This window comes from Luteitalea sp. (assembly GCF_022842525.1).
GTDB lineage: Bacteria > Acidobacteriota > Vicinamibacteria > Vicinamibacterales > Vicinamibacteraceae > Luteitalea.
The window spans coordinates 1-21,222 of record NZ_JALHPM010000121.1; the positions used below are offsets into that span (position 1 = coordinate 1).

The following is a 21,222-nucleotide window of genomic DNA, read 5'->3' on the forward strand; positions in this document are numbered from 1 at the left end:
CCGGCGTGGCCGCGGCGGTCGCGGTCGCGGCCGCGGTGGCGACTCGCTGCCGCCGGTGGTCGTCGAGCCGGAGATCGAGGTGCCGACGCAGGACGGCGACCTGTTCCCCGAGGCCAGCGTCGAGACGCCGGTCCCGGTCGAGCCCGACACGACGCCAGACGTCGAGCCCGAGGCCGAGCCGGCAACGCCGACGCGGTCGACCACGACCCGCAAGAAGGCGCCGGTGCGCAAGAAGACCGCGGCGGCAGCGGCAACCACCACCGCCCGCAAGAAGGCCGCGCCCGTCAAGAAGGCGGCCCGCAAGACGTCGCGTTAGTCGGCGCTCACGCGTCACACGAAGGCTCGCCCTGGACACCCGGGGCGGGCCTTTCGTGCGTCTGGGCGGCCCGTCGGTCGACGGGCTCGGACCCGACGCGATCAGAACTCGATGCGCTGCCCCGAGCGGACCGTCATCGCCTGCCGTCGTTCGGTGCCATCGCCGCGGCGGATGAGGATGTCGTGGGTGCCAGGCGCGACGGTGATCGTGCCGGGCGTGGTGCCCGCAGACGCGCCGTCGACGAACACCTCGGCTTCTTCCTGCAACGTCAGGGACGCCGGCTGCACCGTGAAGGGCACGCGATTGACGGCGCCGGGCTCGACGGTCACCGTCAGCCACTGACGAATGCCGAGGGCGTCGTTGACCGCCTGCACCCGATGCGTGCCGGGAGGCAGCAGAATCTGGCCGTCCATGCTGGACCCGATGCGATCACGGCCGCGCAGCAGCAGGTTCACCTCGACCGGCGCGTCCACCAGAATCCAGCCGGCGAAGATCTTGACGTCGAGCGGTGTCGTCTCGTCGGCGATGACCGTCGCCGTGACGTTCACCGTCCCGGCGTCGCTGCGCAGCATGAGGCTCTGGTCCCCTGCGGGCAGATCTTCGAGCAGGAGCGGTGCCGTGCCCCGGGACTTGCCCTGCAGGAAGATCTCGGCGCCTGCGGGCGTGGACGTGATCTGCAGGCGCCCCTTGCCGCCCACCGTCGACGGCCAGTCCACCGACTGCGTGGTCACGACGCCGACGCTGATCTCGACCGGCATCTCGCGGACGCTGCGTCCCTGGCGCAGCCCCAGCTTGTGACGACCGGGCGCGACCTCCTCGCGGAACGGCGTGCGCCCGACGACCTTGTCGTCCAGCAACACTTCCACGCCCATCCGGGTCGTCTGCACCACGAGCGTGCCGCGGGCCCCGGGCTGCACCCACCACCAGGCGGCGAATGCCGCCCCCTGGAACAGCGCCAGCAACAGCGAGGCCGCCAGCACCCGACGAAACTTCGATCCGCCCGACGACACCCGATGCAGTGATCCCTCGCTGCCTCGGAAATCGCTGGCAGAGGAACGGGAGGACATCGTAGGCGTTGGCCCGATGGCGTCGGCCATCGACGTGATCGACGCGTGGCCCCCCCGCGATCCCAGGTCGTCGCGGTCCGGCATGCCGACCGCCTGAATGACCGGCTCGTACTGGCGCGCCGTGTCCACGGGCACCGACGCCGCCACGTGCGGCAACGCGACCTGAGGGACGGTCCTCGGGTTCGAAATCGGACCCGGCCCAGACGACGCCGCGGGGCGCGTCGGTGCGGCCGGGACGACCGCCTCGCCCGACAGCATCACGGCCGCAGGATAGGCACCGGTGTCCCAGCCATCGGCGCTGTGCTCGGGCACCTCCGACACGGGAGCGGCCGGCGCAGGCGGCACGTGCGCCCCGTGAGAAGGGACCTGGCCGAGATCGGCGGGAGGCGTCCAGACAGGAACCTGCCGATCGAGCAACGACCGCGATCGTGGCGGCCCCTCGACGGGCACGTCCACCGCCACGGGCGGCTGTTCGGCCACGCGGTGGACCGGCACGGCTACCGGCATGGCCACGGGAGTCGTGACCACGATCGTCTCTTCCTTGCGCGTCTCTTCCTTGCGCGCGCCCTTCTTGCGTCGCGGGCGGCGCTTGCGCCTGGCAGACGACGCGGCCTCGGCTGGCGTCTCGGGCGTCGCGGCCACCAGCGTCTCGGGTGCGCTGGACTCCGGGGCCGGTGGCTCCGTCGCGTGCTCCGACGTCAACCCGTCCCACGCGTCACGCACCTCATCGTCATCGACGATGACGACCTCCGGCACGATGACGACCTCGGGGACGATCACGGACTCGACCGGCGACACGTCGACGTCGACGTCCGCAGGCAGTTCGACCGCCTCGGGCGCAGGAGGGGCCGTCGGTTCAGCCTCGGACGCTGGCTCCGGCGCCGGCTGCGGCTCGGGTTCTGGCTCGGACTGCAGCTCTGGCTCGGGCTCAACCACCGGCTCCAGCGCCGGCTCCGGCTCCGCCTGAGCCTGCAGTTCGGGCTGCGGCTCGGGCTGCAGTTCCGGCTGAGGCACGGGCGCGGCCGTGAGCTCGACCTGCTCGGCCTCGTACGGCGGGTCGGCAAGCAGCACTGGCGCGTCGATGGGCAACGCCTCGACCGGGACGACGATCGCCACATCGTTCGCTGGCGCGATCGCCGACACGTCCGGGGGCAACTCCACACAGGCGACGGCGTCCTCGACGAGACCGCTGCCGTCGTCACTTCTGGCAGTGTCGGCCTGCTCCACCGGTTCGGCAGAGACCGCTTCGACGACGTCGGACGGCACGGCTGCCAGCGGCTGGTCGGCGGCGTGCGTGGCAAAGAACGCTGGCGAGGTGTCCGCGGCGCCGGCCTCCTCGGGCGAGATGCCGAGGAAGGACTGGCGCCAACCCGGCGGGTCGTCGGCCCCGCCAGCGTGTGCGAGCAACGCGGTGGCCGCAGCGCGTGGGCTCTCGTCGACGTACTGGAACGAGAACGGCGCCTCGGCGGTGGCCGATTCCGCGTCGTCCTGCAGGATGATCGGCTCGATGTCTCCAAAGAGACGGTATCCGCTTACCGGTTCGGCGGCGTCGGCGGCCCCGACATCGCTGTCGGCAGCCGGTGCCGGTTCGACGGCGACCATCTCGGCAACCTGAAGGTCTGCGACGGGGGGCGCAACCGCCACAAGGGCATCCGCAGGCACCTCGTCGACGGCCATCTCGACAGGCAGGCCCAGCGGCGCCTGGTCGAGGGCCTCCGGCGCGACGGTCTCGGTCAGCGCGGGTTCCTCGGCGAGCGTGGGTTCCTCAGCGAGTGCGGGTTCCTCGGCGAGCGCGGGTTCCTCGGCGACGAGTGGCTGCGGCGGGTCGGCGTCGACGTCGGGCGACGCCGAATCCGCGGTCACGGGTGCGGTCGCGTCTCCGGCCATGGGCACGGCGTCCGCCTCGAGATCGGACACTGGCGCGGACTCGTGCGTCTCCTCGCCCGCCATCGCCTCGGCGCGCGCGGCGATCTCCTCGGTGGCGAGGTACGCGAAGTCCTCCGCCACGCCAGCGCCGTCCGCGGCGCGTGCCGCGTCGGTGGTGTCGGCGGCGGCCTCTTCGGACCGCCAGGGCAGCGCTTCCTTCCACCAGTCGGCGGAGACAGGCTCGACGCCAGACGACGGCGGGGCCACGTCGGTCGGAAACACCACGATCGGGTCGACGGCGAAGAGCACTTCCGGGCCCGAGGCCACGTCCGGCTCCGGCGTCGTCTCGGGCAGCGTCGTCGCGACGGGTGCGAACACGGACTCGGCCTCGACGTCGACCGGGGCCTCGTCGGCCTGCGGTGTCTCGAGGCCGTCCCCACCGACGGTCTCGGTGTCTGCCGGCATCGACGACCAGAGGACCCGGGCATCCACCAGCGGCTCCGAGGTCGCCGGCGTCGGCGGCAGCGGCAGGACCGGCGTCTCTTCGGGCGGCGCGAGGCTGTCGACGAGTGCCGCGTACTGCCGCTCGAGGTCGAGGCGCTCCTGCGAGAGCGCCTCGAGCGCGACGGGCGGCTCGGCGGCCTCGACCGCTTCAGGCACGGAGGCGTCGGCGAGGATTGTCTCCCCGCCGGGTTCGGGCACGACGTCCTCCGGCGCAGGCACCGGCGAGGGCGCCGGCGTGGCGGGCGCGCGCCGGTCGACGGAGGACGCCGCGATGGCCTGGCCGGTCGGCATGCTGACGACGGCAGGTGCGCTGCCGCCCTCGAGTTCGGCCTCGAGGGCCAGCAACGCCTCGATGTCGATACCGCTGTCATCCACGGCCGAGTCCGCGGTGTCGTCACGTGCGGGGACCGGCTCGGGCCGGACGACGCTGACGGAACGCGGCGCCGTGACGGCCGGCGCGGCGGCGGCCTCTCCGCCAAGCGCGACCATCGCCGACACGACGCCCTTCACGCGCGTGTGCGTAACGCCCATCGACGTGGCGCTGCCGGCCACGAGCGCCTCGAAGCTCTGCTGGGCTTCGCGGACGTTCTTGAAGGCGCGACGACTGTCGAGCGGCGCCAGGCGCTCGAGCCAGGCGGCGACCTCGGCGGCAATGGCGGCGGCGGGGGATCGCGCCAACCGGTCCTGGACCAGCGGCAACAGACTGCGGAGTCGATGCGGGTAGTCCTCCTCTTCGAGGGGACGTCCGAGCAGGACGGCGAGGGCCAGGAGGCCGGCCTGCGCCAGGTCGGTCTGCATGTCGAACCGCGCGGTGCCGGCGGCAGGCGGCGTCGCGACGCGCCAGTCGCGCCACAGCTGGTGACGCGGCCGCTGCAGGCGGTCGAGCGCCTGCGCCAGCATGTGGTCCACCAGGACGACGCGACCGGTGGGCGTCAGCAGGACGCGCTCTGGACCGAGCGCCCCGTGGGAGACGTTGCGGGAGTCGTGCAGCACGGACAGGCCGCCGAGCACCTCTCGCGTCACCTGGAGCCCGGCGCCGGTGTCGAAGGTCAGCAGGCCGAGGTTGGCCGACTCGAGGATCTGCACCAGCCGGGTGCCGGCCACGTGATCGGAGAGGACGATCGGCCCACGCCCCTTGGCGCCGGGTTCGAGCCCGAGGATGCGGGCGAACTTGACGTGCTGGAATTTCGACAGCCGGGAGACGCGTTCGCGCAGGGGGGCCTCGACGGCCGCGAACTCGGGAGTGAGGTGGAACCACTCCACGACCTCGCCCGTGCCCGTGGTGCGCCGTTCGCGCACACCGAGACCGTCGCGAAAGATCACGCGTTCTTCCGCCGGTTCCGAGAGGTGTGCTACTTTCACCGCACGCGTCCTTTCCAGGTGTTGAAAGCCGCAGCGATCACACGCATCACCGTCCTGTTTCTGCAACGGCCACACCAGACCTGCCACTTCCGTCGAACCCGGCCAAGCCCTTGCCTTTGCGGCGGTTGCTGAATCGGCCTCGTCACGGGGCGGCTTCATCGGGCGGCGTTCGCACACAACCGTGCAACGCGCGCCACACTTTTGTAATCGGCTGATATGTACCGCGCTTCATTCCGCTGCATCGCCGGGTGCCACGGCACCCACCCGCTCTTCACCCCTCTCTATCGATGCCCGACGTGCGGGGATCTGCTCGAGGTGGCGCACGACATCGAGGCGCTGAAGGACCGATCCGCGGGCGCGTGGATGCGGCTGTTCGACGACCGGTACAAGCGCACCCTCTGGCCCTACGGGTCGGCCGTCTGGGGCAAGAAGGAATGGGTGTGCCCGGACATCCGGGACGACCAGATCGTCTCGATGGACGAAGGCGGGACCAACCTGCTCTGGGCCGAGCGGTATGGCGCGAGCCTCGGCGTGCCGGATCTCTGGATCAAGCAGTGCGGCAACTCGCACACCGGCTCGTTCAAGGACCTCGGCATGACCGTGCTGGTGTCGACGGTGCGCCAGATGATCTCCGACGGGCAGCAGGTGCGGGCCATCGCGTGCGCCTCCACGGGCGACACGTCGGCCGCCCTGGCGGCCTACGCGGCTGCGGCCGGCATTCCCGCCATCGTGTTGCTGCCCAAGGGCAAGGTCTCGGTCGCGCAGTTGCTGCAGCCCATCGCCAACGGTGCCCTGGTGCTCTCGCTCGACACGGACTTCGACGGCTGCATGGCCATCGTGCAGCGGCTGGCCGCCGAGGAGGGCGTCTACCTCGCCAACTCGATGAACAGCCTCCGACTCGAGGGCCAGAAGACGGTCTCGGTCGAGATCGTCCAGCAGTGGGACTGGCAGGTGCCCGACGTCATCGTCATTCCGGGGGGCAATCTCGGCAACGTCAGTGCCCTCGGCGCAGGGTTCGACATGATGCAGGCCCTCGGTGTGGTCAGCAAGCGCCCGCGCATCGTCGTCGCTCAGGCGGCACGCGCCAACCCGTTGTACCTCGCGTACAAGAATGGGTGGGCCTTCGAACCGGTGCAGGCCCAGAGCACGCTGGCCTCGGCGATCCAGATCGGGAACCCGGTGTCGATCCGCAAGGCCATCAAGACCCTGCAGGCCTACGACGGCATCGTCGAGCAGGCCACGGAGACCGAGTTGGCCGATGCGTCGGCGCGCGCCGATCGCACGGGCATGTTCAACTGCCCGCATACCGGCGTCGCCCTGGCGGTGCTCGAGAAGCTGGCGGCCCGAGGCGAGATCACGAAGGACCAGAAGGTCGTCGTCGTGTCCACGGCCAACGGCCTGAAGTTCAGCGACTTCAAGCTGCAGTACCACACGCGCCAGCTCGAAGGCATCGACGCCGGGTTGGCCAACTCGCCCGTGGAGTTGCCCAACGACTACGACGCGGTCCGGAGAGCCATCGACGCCCGCGCCTGAGGCAAAACACACCGCATCCGCGCGCGTCACACTTGTGATACAAGAGGCGGCATGCAACAAGGCCCGGGCATGCCCGGCATCCGCCAGGAGGCGGATGCCGTCGACAGTTCTGCGCGTACGTCCCCGGCTCCGTCACGAGCCTGGCGCCAGACCAGCCGCTCCCACACCAGCGCCGCGGAAATCATCGTCGAGCACGTGCGCGACCTGCTCGAACGCGGTGAAATCCGCGCCGGGCACCGCCTCCCCCCCGAACGCACCCTGGCCCTGCAGACCGGCGTGAGCCGATCGTCGGTCCGAGTCGGCCTGCGCGCGCTGGCGACGATGGGCGTCATCCAGTCGCGGCACGGGTCGGGGACCTACATCGCCGACGGCCCGCCGACGCTCGAGACCGAGCCCCTCCGCTTCCTTGCGGCGCTGCACGGCTTCACGCGCGACGAGATGTTCGAGGCCCGGCGCCTGATCGAGGTCGGTGTGGCCGGCCTCAGCGCGACTCGCGCCAGCGGCGAGCACGTCGCCGCGATCGCCGAGGAAGTGACCAGCATGTTCGCGTCGCTGGACGATCCGCAGGCGTTCCTTCGCCACGATCTCCGCTTCCATCAGGCGGTGGCCAGCGCGTGCGGCAACCCGATCCTGACGTCCCTCGTGGAGATGCTGTCGCAGGTCTTCTACGAGCGGCGCCGCGAGACGGTCAGTCAGCACCGCGACTTCCGCGAGTCGGCGGAGATGCATCGGCGCATCTACCTCGCCATCCGACAGCACGATGCCGCCGCCGCCCGGGAGGCGATGGATCGGCACCTGCTGCAGTCGGTCGAGGCACAAGCCAGCGAGGAGGGCGCCCGCGAGGAGGCGGACGCCGCAGTGCTGGTCTAGATCAGAGGAATTCGCCCAGGCCGCCCCACGTCGCGTGGTCCTGCAACCGCAGCGTGTGCAGGTACAGGTCGACGTCCTCGAGCGGGTACTGCTCGCGCAACGCCGCCACCGCGGCCGGCAGCGTCGCCGCATCGAGACTCGGCGCCGCGTCGTCGGCAATGAGGCCGTTCTCGTGGGAAATGCCGAGCGCGTCGAGGAAGGTGCTCATCATCGGCCGCTGGTGCGTCAGGTGGAAGGTGACCAGCAGGCGCCCCGCCACGGCATCGGAGACCGCCGCGAGCCCCGCGGTGTACTTCGCCTTGCGATCGAGCGGCAGCGCCAGCACCGACTTGACGCGGAAGTTCAGGCGGCGCGAGAGCAATCCGATGACCTCGGCGTGCTCGGCACCCGTCTCACCTTCGCTCCAGAAGGCCTCGGCGGCCGTGCGTCGCTGAGCGTCGGTCATGAGCTTCCACAGTTGCGAGGCGCGGGTGATCTGTTCGACGTCGGACATAGAGGGTCAATTCTACCGCGCCGGCTCGGCGCGACCTTCGAGGTCGAGCCAGCGTGCCATGACGCCTTCGAGCTCGGTCTCGACCTGTGCGAGGCTGGCGACGACGTCGGCCATGCCGGTCGCGCCGCGCTGATGGAAATCGGCCGCATTGATGGCCGCTTCGAGTGCCGCCTTGCGTGACTCCAGGGCCTCGATGCGCCCCGGCAGGGCGTCGAGTTCCTGCTTCTCCTTGTAGGTCAGTCTGGCGCCCTTCGGCGCCGGCGGCGTGACGACCGGTGCCGCCACCCTGGGCGCCGCCTGCGCGGCCACCGCCGCGGCCTGCGCCTCTCGACCGGATTTCTGCCGCACCCAGTCCGAGTAGCCCCCGACGTACTCCCGCACGACGCCGTCGCCCTCGAACGCGATGGTGCTGGTGACGACGCGGTCCAGGAACGCGCGGTCGTGACTGACCACCAGCAGCGTGCCCGCAAAGCCGAGCAGCAGATCCTCGAGGACGTCGAGCGTCTCGAGATCGAGATCGTTGGTCGGCTCGTCGAGCACCAGCACATTGGCCGGACGCACCAGCAGGCGCGCCAGCAACAGCCGGTTGCGCTCCCCACCCGACAACGCCCGGACCGGCGACTGGAACCGCTCGGGCGTGAACAGGAAGTCCTTCAGGTAGCCCGCCACGTGACGGGTGCCGCCACCGGGGACGTCCACCATCTGCCGCCCATCGGCAACCGTGTCCATGACGGACACATCCGGATCGAGCTGCTCGCGTTCCTGGTCGAAGTAGGCGATCTCGAGGTTGGTGCCGCGGTTGACCTCACCGGTCTGCACGGGGAGGGTGCCGAGCAGCAGCCGCAGCAACGTCGTCTTGCCGGAGCCGTTCGGGCCGAGGACGCCGACGCGATCACCGCGCATGATCCGCCCCGTGAAGTCGCCAACGATGACGCGGTCGCCGAAGCGGTGCGACAGGTGACGCGCCTCGAGCACGAGAGCACCGGATCGCTCGCTATCGTCGACGGCGAGTTGCACCGTGCCGGCCTTCTCGCGCCGCTGCGCCCGTTCGCGCCGCATCGCCTCGAGCGCGCGGACGCGCCCTTCGTCGCGCGTGCGACGCGCCTTGATGCCCTGCCGGATCCAGACCTCCTCGCGCGCGAGGAGCTTGTCGAACTTGTAGTCGGCCTGGGCTTCGGCTTCCTGCTCGGCCTCGCGCGTGGCGAGGTAGGTGTCGTAGTTGCCGGGATAGCTGCGGAGACTGCCGCGATCCAGCTCGACGATCCGCGTGGCCAGTGATCGCAGCAGGGCGCGGTCGTGCGTCACGAAGAGCAGCGCGCCGGCATACTCGCGCAGGAACGCCTCGAGCCACTCGATCGAGTCGATGTCGAGATGGTTGGTCGGCTCGTCGAGCAGCAGCACGTCGGGCTGCCGCACGAGCGCCTGCGCCAGCAGCACGCGCCGGCGCTGCCCGCCGGAGAGCGTGTTCACCGGGGCATCGGCCGGCAGATCGAGCCGCACGATGACGTCCTCGACGCGCTGCTCGAGGCGCCAGCCATCCTGCCGATCGAGCGCCTCCTGCAGTTCGCCGAGCCGTGCCAGCGCGGCGTCCGATCCGTGCTCGGCCACCTCGTGGGCCACCTGGTGATACTCGATGGCCAGCGCGCCCAGCGCCCCGAGGCCTTCGGCGACGACCGCGAACACGCTGCGATCGCCGCCCGGGGGCACGTCCTGCTCGAGCCGCGCCACACGCAGCCCTGGCTGGCGCCAGACCCGCCCGGTGTCGGCCGGGATGTCGCCCGACAGCAATCGCAGGAGCGTGGACTTGCCCGCGCCATTGCGCCCGATGAGGCACACGCGTTCGCCAGGCTCCAGCCGCAGCGTGGCGGCGTCCAGCAGGGGACGGTGGCCGAAAGCCACCGTCACGCCGTCGAGTTCGATCAGAGCCATTTACGAGAATGCCGAATGCCGCACTGCCGCGATGCCGAAGGCTGCCATCACTTCCCCAACAGCTTCTGGAACGCCGCCGACATCGCCGTCGACGAGGAGGCGGCCGGGGCCTGCTGAGGACGACGATCCTGCCGGTCCTGCGGGGTGCGCGCGGGCCGGCGCGGACCACGGGACGCCTGATTGGCCCCTCCGGCCGACGGCCCTGCCTTCGCATCGCGCGCCTGTGCCGGCCGCGGCGACGGACGCTCCGCCTTGCGCATCGTGAGCGCGACGCGCTTGCGCTGCAGATCGACCTCCAGCACCGTCACCGACACGATCTGTCCGGCCTTGACGACATCGCGCGGATCCTTGACGAAGCGGTCGGCCAGTTGCGACACGTGCACCAGACCATCCTGATGCACGCCGATGTCGACGAAGGCGCCGAAGTTGGCCACGTTGGTCACCACGCCCTCGAGCGTCATGCCGGGCTCGAGGTCCGACAGCTGGTGCACCGTGTCCTTGAACTTCGCCGTCTTGAACTCCGGTCGCGGGTCGCGCCCCGGCTTCTCGAGTTCGCTGAGGATGTCGCGCACGGTCGGTGCGCCGAACTGCTCGTCGGCGAACTGCGCGGGGTCGAGCGTCCGCAGGAAGGCGCTGTCGCCGATGAGTGACGGGACGTCGCGGCCCGTCTGCTGCGCGATGCGCTGCACCACCGGATACGCCTCGGGGTGCACGGCCGACGCATCGAGCACGTCGGGGCCATTGAGGATGCGCAGGAAGCCGGCGGCCTGTTCGAACGTCTTGTCGCCGAGGCGCGGCACGTCGCGCAGGTCGGCGCGGCGGCTGAACGGCCCATGCTGCGTCCGGTACTCGACGATCTGCGCGGCGAGCCGCGAGTTCAACCCGGAGATGCGGGCCAGCAATGCCGGCGACGCGGTGTTGACGTCGGCTCCGACGGCGTTGACGCAGTCCTCGACCACGCCGTCCAGCTGCCGGGCCAGCGCCGGCTGACTGACATCGTGCTGATACTGCCCGACGCCGATCGACCGCGGCTCGATCTTCACCAGTTCGGCCAGCGGGTCCTGCAGGCGGCGCGCAATCGACACCGCGCCGCGCAACGTGACGTCGAGTTCCGGCAGCTCCTTCGACGCCAGTTCCGACGCCGAGTAGACCGACGCGCCGGCCTCGGACACGACGATGCGCGTCAGCGGCAGTTCCGGAAACTTCTCCATGAGGTCGGCGACGAGCTTCTCGGTCTCGCGCGAGGCCGTGCCGTTGCCGATCGCCACGAGGTCGACCTTGTGCGTGACGCACAGGGCCGCGAGCGCCGCGATCGACCCGTCCCAGTCCTTGCGCGGCTCGTGCGGGAAGATGGCGGTGGTCGCGACCACCGCGCCCGTGTTGCCCACCACCGCGACCTTCACGCCGGTGCGGATGCCCGGGTCGAGCCCCATCGTGACGCGCGTGCCGGCGGGGGCCGCCAACAGCAGGTCGCGCAGGTTGGTGCCGAAGACGCGGATGGCTTCGTCCTCGGCCATCTCGCGCAGGCGCTGCTCGATGTCGTTCTCGAGCTTGGGCTGCAGACGAGCCTTCCACGCCAGGGTCACCGCGGCGCGCAGGAAGTCGTCCGCGGGCCGGTGCTGGTGGGTCACGCCGGCAAACGCCGCGATGCGCTGCTCGGGTTCGCCGAGGGTCGCGCCGTTCTCGTCGTCGGGCAGCACGATGGACAGCTTGAGGATGCCTTCCTTGCGCCCACGCAGCAGCGCCAGCACACGATGGGACGGCAGCTTGCTGACCGGCTCACGCGCGTCGAAGTAGTCGCGGAACTTCGCGCCCTTCTCCTCCTGCCCCTCGACCACCGCCGACCGCAGGGTGCCCTGCTCCCACACGTAGGTGCGCAGGCCGCCGACCAGCTCCGGCGCCTCGGAGAACCGTTCGATCAGGATGGCGCGAGCCCCGTCGAGCGCCGCCGCGACGTCGAGCACGCCGGTCGCCTCGTTGACGTACTCCGCCGCCGCCTCGGTGGGCACCAGCGTCGGAGTGGCGAGCAGCGCGTCGGCGAGCGGCTCGAGCCCCTGCTCGCGGGCAATCTGGGCCTTGGAGCGCTTCTTCGGCCGGTGTGGCGCGTAGAGGTCCTCGAGGCGCGTCTTGCTGTCGGCGCTGCGAATCGCGTCCTCGAGCTCCGGCGTCAGCTTCTGCTGCTCCACCAGCGAGGCGAGGATCGCCGTGCGGCGCTCCTCGAGTTCTCGCAGGTAGCGCAGCCGCTCCTCGAGCGTACGCAGTTGGGTGTCGTCGAGGCCGCCCGTCGCTTCCTTGCGGTAGCGCGCGATGAAGGGCACCGTGGCGCCTTCGTCGAGCAGTGCCACCGCCGCCGTCACCTGACGGGGCGAGACGGAGAGCTCCTGGGCGATCCGATCGAGGATCGGAGTGAAGACGACCGGAGTCGCGGTCGCTGGCGTGGTCATGATGGTTACCTGCACGGCATGGGTGGGCCCGCTCGCGGAGCGGGCCGAAAGTCGTCGCGGCGCGCTCGACGAGCGCGCCCTGCCCGAAGCCTATCTCGTGAGCTTGCGGTACTTGACGCGGTGCGGCGTGTCTGCCGCGGTGCCAAGGCGCCGGTGGCGATCCGCTTCGTAGTCCTGGTAGTTGCCCTCGAACCACACCACCTGGCTGTCGCCCTCGAAGGCGAGGATGTGCGTGGCGATGCGATCGAGGAACCAGCGATCGTGGCTGATGACGACGGCGCAGCCGGCGAAATCGAGCAGGGCCTCCTCGAGGGCCCGCAGCGTGTCGACGTCGAGGTCGTTGGTCGGCTCGTCGAGCAGCAGCAGGTTGGCGCCGCTGCGCAGCAGCTTCGCCATGTGTACGCGGTTGCGCTCGCCGCCCGAGAGCTGGCCGACCAGCTTCTGCTGATCGCGGCCCTTGAAGTTGAACCAGGAGACGTAGGCCCGCGACGCCACGGTGCGCTTGCCGAGGGTGATCTCGTCGTTGCCGCCAGAGATCTCCTCCCAGACCGTCTTCCCGGCCCCGAGGGCGTCGCGCGACTGATCGACGTAGCCGAGTTGCACTGTCTCGCCGATGCGCAGCGTGCCGGCATCCGGCTGCTCCTGCCCCGTGATCATCCGGAACAGCGTCGTCTTGCCGGCGCCATTGGGACCGATGACACCGACGATGCCGCCGCGCGGCAACGTGAACGTCATGTCGTCGAAGAGCATGGTGTCGCCGAAGGACTTCTTCAGCTGACGGGCCTCGACGACGATGTCACCGAGGCGGGGCCCCGGCGCGATGAAGATCTCGACCGAGTCGATCTTCTCCTTCGTGTCCTGGGCGAGCAGGTCCTCGTAGGCGTTCAGGCGGGCCTTGCCCTTGGCCTGACGCGCCCGCGGCGACATCCGGATCCAGTCCAGCTCACGCTGCAGCGAGCGCTGGCGCCGCGACTCGGCCTTGGCTTCCTGGGCCATCCGCTGCTGCTTCTGATCCAGCCAGCTCGAGTAGTTGCCTTCCCACGGAATCCCCTGACCGCGATCGAGCTCGAGAATCCAGCCGGCGACGTTGTCGAGGAAGTACCGATCGTGGGTGATGGCGACGACGGTGCCCTTGTAGTCCTTGAGGAATCGCTCGAGCCACGCCACCGACTCGGCGTCGAGGTGGTTGGTCGGTTCATCGAGGAGCAGCAGGTCGGGTGACTGCAGCAGCAGGCGGCACAGCGCGACGCGACGACGCTCACCGCCCGAGAGGGTGGTGACATCGGCGTCGGGCGGTGGCAACCGCAGCGCGTCCATGGCGACTTCGAGCGTGCTGTCGAGGTTCCAGGCGTCGACGGCATCGATGCGGTCCTGCACCGCGGCGAACTCGTCAGCCGTCTCGTCGGAGTAGTTGGCCGACAGCTCGTCGAAGCGCGCCAGCAGGTCCTTGATCGGCTGCACGCCTTCCTCGACGTTGCCGAGCACGGTCTTGGCGGGGTCCAGCTGCGGTTCCTGCTGGAGATAGCCCACCGAGCAGCCCTGCGCCAGGAAGGCCTCGCCCGAGAACTCCGTCTCGACGCCAGCCATGATGCGCAGGAGTGTGGACTTGCCGGCGCCGTTGTAGCCGAGGACGCCGATCTTGGCGCCGGGCAGAAACGACAGCCAGATGTCCTTGAGCACGACCTGGTCCGGGGGATAGACCTTGGTCAGCCCCTTCATCGTGTAGATGTACTGAGGTGCCATGCGGGAGGGCGAGTGCCAATCGTTCCAGTGAGGAAGCCGAGCGGCCGTCCGGGGATCGGAGGCGGCAGGCTAGTGTAGCCCGTCGACCCGCGTGTGGCGAGGGCCCTCGCCACACGCACGCTCGGAGCAGCGGCCGCGCATGCGTAGCCGTCGGGACTAGCGGTTGTCGCCGTCGAGCAGGTTGCCGAGGCCGCCGAGGATGGAGCCCTCTTCCTTGCCGCCACGCGCCATGCCCGGCACCGCCTTCATGATGCGATCGGCCATGCGGCTCAGGGGCAGCGACTGCAGCCACACCCGCCCGGGCCCAGTGACGACGGCGAAGAAGAGGCCCTCGCCGCCGAACAGCGCCGTCTTGACCTTGCCGACGAACTGCACGTCGTACTGCACCGACGGCGTCAGCGCGACCAGACAGCCGGTGTCCACCTTGAGCACCTCACCGGCCTTGAGGTCAATCGCCTCGATCATGCCGCCGGCGTGCACGAACGTCAGGCCGTCGCCGGTCAGCCGCTGCATGATGAAGCCCTCGCCACCGAATAGGCCGACGCCGATCTTCTTCTGGAAGGCGATGCCGATCGACACGCCCTTGGCGGCCGCGAGGAAGCTGTCCTTCTGGCAGATCAGCTCGCCGCCGAGTTCCTTCAGGTCCATCGGCAGGATGCGTCCCGGATACGGCGCTGCGAAGGCCGCCTTCTGCAGCGTCGAGGTCGGGTTCGAGAAGACGGTCGTGAACAGGCTTTCACCGGTGAGCAGACGCTTACCGGCGCCCATCAGGGCCCCCATGATGCCGCCCTGCTGCTGGTTGCTGCCGTCACCGAAGACCGTGTCCATCTGCACGCCGGCCGTCATGTACATCAGGGTGCCGGCCTCGGCCACGGCCGCTTCGCCGGGATCGAGCTCGACCTCGACGAACTGCACGTCCTCGCCGACGATGCGATACGTCAGATCGTGCGAGCGTCGACCGATGGGCGGCGGGGGCGTCGCGGCCGCCGCCGCCGCGGCCGGCGCCACGCCGGCAAACAGCGTGGCGAGCTGCGGCGTGTCCCGGGCAGCCTGCCACTGCGCCATGCCGGTGGTGAAGACGAGCGTGTCGGGCGTGACCATGCCGGTGCGGATGCGCCCCGCGAGGTCATCGAACGAGATGGGGCCGACGGGAGCGTTGTTCTGGGCGTAGTACCACATAGGCGGGAATCGGGAGTCGGGAGTCGGGAGTCGGAATCGGAATCGGAATCGGGAATCGGGAATCGGGAATGGGTAGGGCCGGCTCTCCGAGCCGGCCGTCACCGTCAGCCCAGTCTGCGGCAGCCGGCCGTCGACAACGCCGCCGGCATCACTCGCCGCCAGACAACGTCTCGCGCTCGATGCGTTCGACGTCCTGGTGATCGAGACGCAGCAGGCGTTCGAGTTGCGTCAGATACATGCGCTCGCCGGGGGACACGGCATCCTCGCCGTGCACGACCGCATACGCCAGCGCGTAGGCCATCTGTCGTTGCTCCGGCGTCGTGAAGGCCGGGGCAATCGTGTCGAGCGGACGATGCGCGGCCAGTTCGGCATCGACCAGCGACGCCGCGCCGAGTTCACCGGCACGCGCGCGGATGACCTCCACTTCCTCGGCCGACAGCTCACCATCGGCACGGGCCGCACTGACGGCCAGTTGCACGAGCGGCACGAGGGACGGCGGCACCGGGACGGGCGGAGCCGCGGAGACGGCGACTGGCGTCGCCCCGGGGATCGGTGGCAGCGGCGGCGGTACCGTCAGTGGGGGCGCCTCGGTGCCCATCACGCCTCGGGGGAGGGGCGGCGCTGGCGGCCCGGAGGGTGGCGGTCCCCCAGGCCCCGTGGCGCCTGGACCACTGCCCTGCTGCATGGTCTCGAGCGCGCCCCAGATGAGGCCCCCCACGGTCAACAGGGTGCCGGCGTTGATCAGCCCGCCACCGGACGACCGTGAGCCGCCGCCATAGCCGCCCAGCCCCGGCAGGCCGAAGCCGCCGCGCTTGCGCTTCTTCTTGCCGCCGAGGAAGCCACCAAGGAGCTGACCGATGATCTGTTCGGGGTTCATCTGCTTTCCTCTACGAGCCCCATCCGGAAGAGTTCAGCCACTGCGTCGCCTGCGCGACATCCTCGCGCGTCAGGGCATGGCCACCGCTCGACCAGAACGGTGTCACGGTCGCCCCGGCGGCAGCAAGCGTCTCGGCGAGTCGCTGCGCCTCCGCGAGCGGCACGATGGGGTCGGCCTCGCCCGCGGCCAGGAACACGGCGCGCCCCGCCAGCGACGGCAGGGGCGAGGGCGCGAGCACGAACTGCGCATGCAGCAGCGCCGCGCCGGCGAAGCTCTCCGGATGCAGCAGCATCGTCGCGTGCGCGATGTTGGCGCCGTTGGAATACCCGACCGCGACCATCCGGTCGCGCGCCAGACCGTACGCGGTTGCGGCCTCGTCCAGCCAGGCCGTGAGTTCAGCGGCCCGCACCCGCACGTCGTCGAGATCGAATCGCCCTTCGGCGAAACGGCGGAAGAAGCGGGGCATGCTGCCCTCGACGACACGGCCGCGCGGGCTCAGGAGCGCCGCCCCCGGATCCAGCGCGCGGCCAAGCGGCAACAAATCGTGCTCGTCGCCGCCGGTGCCGTGCAGCAGCACGAGCGTCGTCCGCGACGTGCCCTCGGCAGGCACGAACTGATGCGTGAAGTCGTTCACCGCCATGGCAGCACTGTACCGGAATCGGGACGTCGGGAGTCTGTCGGGGTAGGGCCCGCTCTCCGAGCGGGCGGTCAGCGAAGGCGCCGGCTGTCCATTGCGGTGACGGACGGCTCGGAGAGCCGTCCCTACCCACCGTCTCGGGCCTGACGTCCGGCGTCGGGCGTTCTGCGCTATCTTTCTTTCGCTCTATGTTCTCCCGTGACGGGGCCGTGCGACGCATCCTCCACATCGACATGGACGCCTTCTACGCGTCGGTCGAGCAGCGGGATCGTCCGGAGTTGCGCGGCCGGCCGGTGGCGGTGGGCGGCCGCCCCGAGAGCCGCGCGGTGGTGTGCGCCGCCTCGTACGAGGCACGGACCTTCGGCGTGCGGTCGGCGATTCCCATGTCGCGCGCGGTACGCCTGTGCCCCGACCTGGTGATCGTGCCGACCGACTTCGCGAAGTATCGCGCCGTGTCGCAGCAGGTCTTCGGCATCTTCCGCGCGGTGACTCCGCTCGTCGAGCCCCTGTCGCTCGACGAGGCCTACCTGGACGTCAGCGAGAACAGCTGGGGCGAGGTCCTCGGCGTGGAGGTGGCGCGGCGACTCAAGCGGGCCATCCGCGATGAGACAGGGCTGACCGCGTCGGCCGGCGTGGCGCCCAACAAGTTCCTGGCGAAGATCGCGTCGGGCTGGCGCAAGCCGGACGGGCTCACCGTCATCGCCCCCGAGCGAATGGAAGCCTTCCTGCAGGACCTCCCGATCGACGCCTTGTGGGGCGTGGGGCCGGTGACCGCGAAGCGGCTGCGCGCGCACGGGATCGAGAAGCTGGTCGACGTCCGCAGCGCGACGCCCGCCACCCTGCAGGCCGCGGTCGGGTCGCAGGCCGGCTGGCTCACCGCCCTGGCCTGGGGCCGCGACGACCGGCGCGTCGTCCCCGACCGGGTGGTCAAGTCCCACGGCGCGGAGCGCACCTATGCCGAAGACCTGCGCGACGTGGCGATGATGCGTGGACAGGTCGACCACCTCTCGCACATCTGCGGCGAGTGGTTGCTGCGCAAGTCGCTGCGCGCGCGCACCGTCACGCTGAAGGTCCGCTACGATGACTTCACCACCGTGACCAGGAGCCTGAGCGCCCCGGGAGGCGTGAGTGATGTGGCGACGATCGCACGGCATGCGCAGCAGCTGCTCATGAAGACCGACGTCGCCACCCGGCCGGTGCGTCTCATCGGCGTCAGCGTCCACAACCTCGTCGATCCCTCGGTGGCCTTCCTGGCGGGCGACGGCCGATTGCCGTTCGACGAGGACGCGACGCCACCATGATCCGCATCCCCTGGGCGGCACTGATCGTCCTGGTGATGTCGCTCGCGTTCCTGCCCGCGCGACCGACGATGCCCGGCGCGGACCTCGATGCGTCATGGGGCAGCGTGCTGCTCGCCGCGGCGCGACAGTCCTGGCAGTTCGGGCCGGACATCGCCTTCACGTACGGGCCCCTCGGCCATCTCGCCGTGCTGGAGTTCGATCCGGACGTCTTCTGGTGGTCGGTCGGCCTGAGGGCCATGCTCGGCGTGGCGTGTGGCTGGGGCTATCACGTCATCAGCCGGGGCGCGGGCCTGTCGGCGCCCGTGTCGACCGGACTCCTGTGCCTGCTGCTGACGCCGACGTTCGCGTCGTTCGACACCCCCTGGCTGCTCCCCGCCATGCTCTGGCCGTTCGTGGCGACCAGCCAGGATCGGCGGGCGCGCCAGGCCGCGATCGGGCTCGCCGTGGCTGTTGGCCTCGTCGCACTGGTCAAATTCACGACCTTCGCGCTCGCCATGACGTTGGCGGCGCTGCTGCTGGTCGACGATGCGGGACGGCGTCGGTTTCCGTTCGCGTCGCTGACGTGTGTGCTCACCGTGGGCGTGACCTGGGTGCTGTGCGGACAGTCACCCGCACACGTCCTGACCTGGGTGCGCGTCAGCGCCGACCTCTCCTCCGGATTCTCAGAGGCCATGAGCACCGGCACGGGCCCGTATCAGGTCCGGGAACTGCTGGTGTTCGGCGCGGCGGCCACCATGGTCCTCGCCGCCCCTCTCGTTCGCTGGTACACCGGACCGACGACCTGGCGCGAGGTCGTCCATCCGGCGCTCGCGCTGGCGCTCGTGGTCTTCATGCAGTTCAAGCTCGGCTTCGTCCGGCAGGATGCGCACGTCACCGCCGCGTTCTTTGCGATGCCGCTGGTGGCGGTGCTGGCCGTGATGCCGCTCCTGCCACGGCGCCTGCCACGAGACGTCCGGGCGTTCGCCGTCGCCGTGGTGCTCGTCGCCTTCGCTGCGTACGCCTACGGACTCCGCCGCCACTTCGATCGGGCTGCGCCTCCCGATCACGCGCGTGCCTGGCTGGCCCTGCAGCGACACGCGATCGCGGCGCTGATCCGGCCGACGGCCACGCATCAGCAGCTGAGTGCCGATCGCGCCGCTGCACTCGACGCGCTGCGGCAGACGCTGCCACTGCCGCCGATGGATGGGACCGTCGACGTCTACGGCCATCACCAGGGCGTCGTGTTGGCGCACCCGGTCGTCTATCGTCCGCGCCCGGTCTTCCAGAGCTACGCCGCCTACACGCCGGCCCTCGCCGCGCGCAATCGTGCGCACCTCGCCGATCCCGCAGGCCCCCGCCACGTCCTGTTCGATGCCGAGACGATCGACCATCGCTATCCGCTGATGGACGATGCGGCCTCACTCCCGGTGCTGTGGTCGCACTTCGACGTCGTTGGCGTGGTGGGTCCGTTCGTCCACTTCGCGCGGCGATCGGCGCCACGACCGTACACCCTGGTCGAGGGCCCGGTGACTCACGCGCCGCTCTCTGCCTGGATGGACGTCCCGGGCGGCGACACCCCGATCTGGGCGACGGTGACGGTCGAGCGCTCGTGGCTGGGACGCCTCGCGGCCGTGCTCTACAAGCTTCCGCCCGTGGTGATCGACGTCTCCACGGCCGATGGCGTCCAGCGAGAGTTCCGCCTGATTCGGGCGGTCGGTCCGACCGGCTTCGTGGCCTCGCCGCTCGTGTCGACACCCGCCCACGTGGTGGACCTCCTGGCAGGGCGTCCACCCGATGCCGCACGGCAGGTGCGGCGCTGGCGAGTGCGCCCTACGTGGTCGTGGGCGTACGCCGAGGAGATGCAGGTGCGCTTCTCGCCGCTGCCGGTCCCTGCGCGGTAGCGTCGCCACATGCCGCCCTCGGGGCCGGAGGCGGCCAGGCTGACGGTGCTCGCCCTATCTGCTGCCAGGGCGATACAGGGACAACCCGTGACGCTCGAGGAACTGACGGCGCTCGTCGAGGACAGGCGGTGAGGGGAAGATCACCTGTGTCTTCGGCCAGTCGCGGCGAAGCAGTGCCTCGCGTCCCAGTACACCGGTGACGTGATGCTGCTCCATGAAGGGCAGCGCGTCTCCCCAGGCCCGGAGTCCGGCACAGACAATGAGCGTCGCGACGGCCAGGCAGGCCGTCCTGGCGGCGCGTGAGCGCCAGGGCGAGCGGACCGTCAGCAGCATCAGCACACCGATCCAGAACAGGACGGTGTACACGACGTAGCGCGACGCCGTCATCGCATGCAAGCCGAGCGGCACCCGGCCCACGGCCGTCATGGCGCACGCCCCGAGCGAGAAGGCGATCAGCAAGGCCGGGAACAGCCAGTGCTGGGCGCGCCGGCGCTCACGGTCTCGCACGTGCCCATACAGCAGGGCCAGCCCCATCCCGATCCCAGCGGCCCCGATGGCGGGCATCACCCAGAGGTCCCAGGTCTCGCGATGGAAGAACGCCAGCGGCGCGTACCAGAGTGGGAGGCCGAGCGCGAGCAGCGTGCCGTACGTCACGTGGGCAAGGGCCGACAACGACGTCAGCACCGGAGCGGGAGGGGGAAGCGACTCGGGTCGCGCGAGGCCGTGGACGTACGCCACGGTCACCACCGCGCCGACCGACAGCCAGACCGCGGTCTTGGTCAGGACACGAGCGGGACGACGGACGATGATCGCCAGCGCACCGATCGGCCATCCGAGGAGGCAGCTGGCAAAGCTCGCGCACGCCACCGTCGTGCACGCCGCCGCCACGACGAGGCGCGTCCAGGTCAGGCGCCCGCTCGTGAGCCAGGCCAGCGAGGCCGAGATGGCGCACGCCCCGATCATGAGCGCCAGCTGCCAGCCCTGCAGCCAGTTCTCCCACTGGGTGGCTGTCGCAAGGAGGGCGCCGATGCCGGCGACACACACGACCGTCGCCAGTGCTGGCGGTCGCCCCGAGCGGGCCACGCACCGGACCAGCAGCAGCACATGCACGGCCGTGATGGCCAGCATCGCCCACAGTTCGTTCCAGTGGTTCCATCGCGACACGAGGACGTTGGCCAGCAGCATGACGCGAATCACGCTCGGGCGATGCTCGTTGTGCGG

Annotated in this window: 13 protein-coding genes and 1 pseudogene; 5 read left to right on the forward strand and 9 right to left on the reverse strand. The window is 70.4% G+C overall.

Going from position 1 to position 21,222, the window contains the following annotated elements; all coding sequences use genetic code 11:
• Window positions 1-316: pseudogene (locus tag Q0C41_RS20680) on the forward strand (hypothetical protein); the annotation flags it as partial.
• 101 nt (window positions 317-417) lie between these two features.
• Here Q0C41_RS20680 and Q0C41_RS20685 read toward each other — a convergent pair.
• Window positions 418-5,115 carry a PEGA domain-containing protein gene (locus Q0C41_RS20685; protein WP_291986988.1) on the reverse strand — a complete coding sequence of 1,566 codons (4,698 nt, stop codon included), beginning with the start codon at window positions 5,113-5,115 and terminating at the stop codon, window positions 418-420.
• A gap of 216 nt (window positions 5,116-5,331) precedes the next feature.
• Between Q0C41_RS20685 and thrC the strand changes: the two genes are divergently transcribed.
• A complete protein-coding gene (gene thrC, locus Q0C41_RS20690; protein ID WP_291986990.1) occupies window positions 5,332-6,648 on the forward strand; it encodes a threonine synthase in 1,317 nt (438 codons plus the stop codon).
• A 51-nt stretch (window positions 6,649-6,699) separates the two neighbouring features.
• The gene (locus Q0C41_RS20695; protein WP_291986992.1) at window positions 6,700-7,518 is read left to right on the forward strand and encodes a FadR/GntR family transcriptional regulator; all 819 of its coding nucleotides are present in this window, start codon (window positions 6,700-6,702) and stop codon (window positions 7,516-7,518) included.
• 1 nt (window position 7,519) lies between these two features.
• Here the strand turns inward: Q0C41_RS20695 and Q0C41_RS20700 are convergent, their stop codons facing one another.
• From Q0C41_RS20700 to Q0C41_RS20735, 7 genes are all read right to left on the reverse strand, one after another.
• The gene (locus Q0C41_RS20700) at window positions 7,520-8,011 is read right to left on the reverse strand and encodes a hypothetical protein (RefSeq protein ID WP_291986994.1); all 492 of its coding nucleotides are present in this window, start codon (window positions 8,009-8,011) and stop codon (window positions 7,520-7,522) included.
• Window positions 8,012-8,023: 12 nt separating this feature from the next.
• A complete protein-coding gene (locus Q0C41_RS20705; protein ID WP_291986996.1) occupies window positions 8,024-9,940 on the reverse strand; it encodes an ATP-binding cassette domain-containing protein in 1,917 nt (638 codons plus the stop codon).
• Between the two features lie 47 nt (window positions 9,941-9,987).
• Window positions 9,988-12,384, reverse strand: coding sequence for a Tex family protein (locus tag Q0C41_RS20710; protein ID WP_291986997.1), 2,397 nt, complete (start codon window positions 12,382-12,384; stop codon window positions 9,988-9,990).
• 90 nt (window positions 12,385-12,474) lie between these two features.
• A complete protein-coding gene (gene ettA / locus Q0C41_RS20715; protein ID WP_291986999.1) occupies window positions 12,475-14,127 on the reverse strand; it encodes an energy-dependent translational throttle protein EttA in 1,653 nt (550 codons plus the stop codon).
• Window positions 14,128-14,283: 156 nt separating this feature from the next.
• Window positions 14,284-15,306 carry a TIGR00266 family protein gene (locus Q0C41_RS20720; protein ID WP_367079268.1) on the reverse strand — a complete coding sequence of 341 codons (1,023 nt, stop codon included), beginning with the start codon at window positions 15,304-15,306 and terminating at the stop codon, window positions 14,284-14,286.
• Window positions 15,307-15,454: 148 nt separating this feature from the next.
• Window positions 15,455-16,183, reverse strand: a complete 729-nt coding sequence (locus tag Q0C41_RS20730) for a DUF533 domain-containing protein (protein WP_291987001.1) — start codon at window positions 16,181-16,183, stop codon at window positions 15,455-15,457.
• 10 nt (window positions 16,184-16,193) lie between these two features.
• Window positions 16,194-16,823 carry an alpha/beta hydrolase gene (locus Q0C41_RS20735; RefSeq protein WP_291987003.1) on the reverse strand — a complete coding sequence of 210 codons (630 nt, stop codon included), beginning with the start codon at window positions 16,821-16,823 and terminating at the stop codon, window positions 16,194-16,196.
• Window positions 16,824-17,029: 206 nt separating this feature from the next.
• On the opposite strand from Q0C41_RS20735, the gene dinB reads away from it, so the two are divergent.
• Both dinB and Q0C41_RS20745 read left to right on the forward strand, forming a co-directional pair.
• Window positions 17,030-18,121: a DNA polymerase IV gene (dinB, locus tag Q0C41_RS20740; protein WP_291987005.1), complete on the forward strand. Its 1,092-nt coding sequence runs from the start codon at window positions 17,030-17,032 to the stop codon at window positions 18,119-18,121.
• Entirely contained in the window at window positions 18,118-20,001 is a 1,884-nt protein-coding gene (locus Q0C41_RS20745) for a hypothetical protein (RefSeq protein ID WP_291987007.1), read from the forward strand. The genes dinB and Q0C41_RS20745 overlap by 4 nt, the downstream gene beginning before the upstream one ends.
• 54 nt (window positions 20,002-20,055) lie before the next feature.
• Here Q0C41_RS20745 and Q0C41_RS20750 read toward each other — a convergent pair.
• Window positions 20,056-21,222 (reverse strand): hypothetical protein (locus Q0C41_RS20750; protein WP_291987009.1); only part of this gene is annotated, 1,167 nt, incomplete at its 5' end.

Coding starts and splice junctions, on each gene's coding strand:
- Q0C41_RS20700 (WP_291986994.1), bottom strand. CDS start 8,011: ATGTCCGACGTCGAACAGATCACCCGCGCCTCGCAACTGTGGAAGCTC.
- Q0C41_RS20705 (WP_291986996.1), bottom strand. CDS start 9,940: ATGGCTCTGATCGAACTCGACGGCGTGACGGTGGCTTTCGGCCACCGT.
- Q0C41_RS20730 (WP_291987001.1), bottom strand. CDS start 16,183: ATGAACCCCGAACAGATCATCGGTCAGCTCCTTGGTGGCTTCCTCGGC.
- Q0C41_RS20720 (WP_367079268.1), bottom strand. CDS start 15,306: ATGTGGTACTACGCCCAGAACAACGCTCCCGTCGGCCCCATCTCGTTC.
- thrC (WP_291986990.1), top strand. CDS start 5,332: ATGTACCGCGCTTCATTCCGCTGCATCGCCGGGTGCCACGGCACCCAC.
- Q0C41_RS20695 (WP_291986992.1), top strand. CDS start 6,700: ATGCAACAAGGCCCGGGCATGCCCGGCATCCGCCAGGAGGCGGATGCC.
- Q0C41_RS20735 (WP_291987003.1), bottom strand. CDS start 16,823: ATGGCGGTGAACGACTTCACGCATCAGTTCGTGCCTGCCGAGGGCACG.
- Q0C41_RS20745 (WP_291987007.1), top strand. CDS start 18,118: ATGATCCGCATCCCCTGGGCGGCACTGATCGTCCTGGTGATGTCGCTC.
- ettA (WP_291986999.1), bottom strand. CDS start 14,127: ATGGCACCTCAGTACATCTACACGATGAAGGGGCTGACCAAGGTCTAT.
- Q0C41_RS20710 (WP_291986997.1), bottom strand. CDS start 12,384: ATGACCACGCCAGCGACCGCGACTCCGGTCGTCTTCACTCCGATCCTC.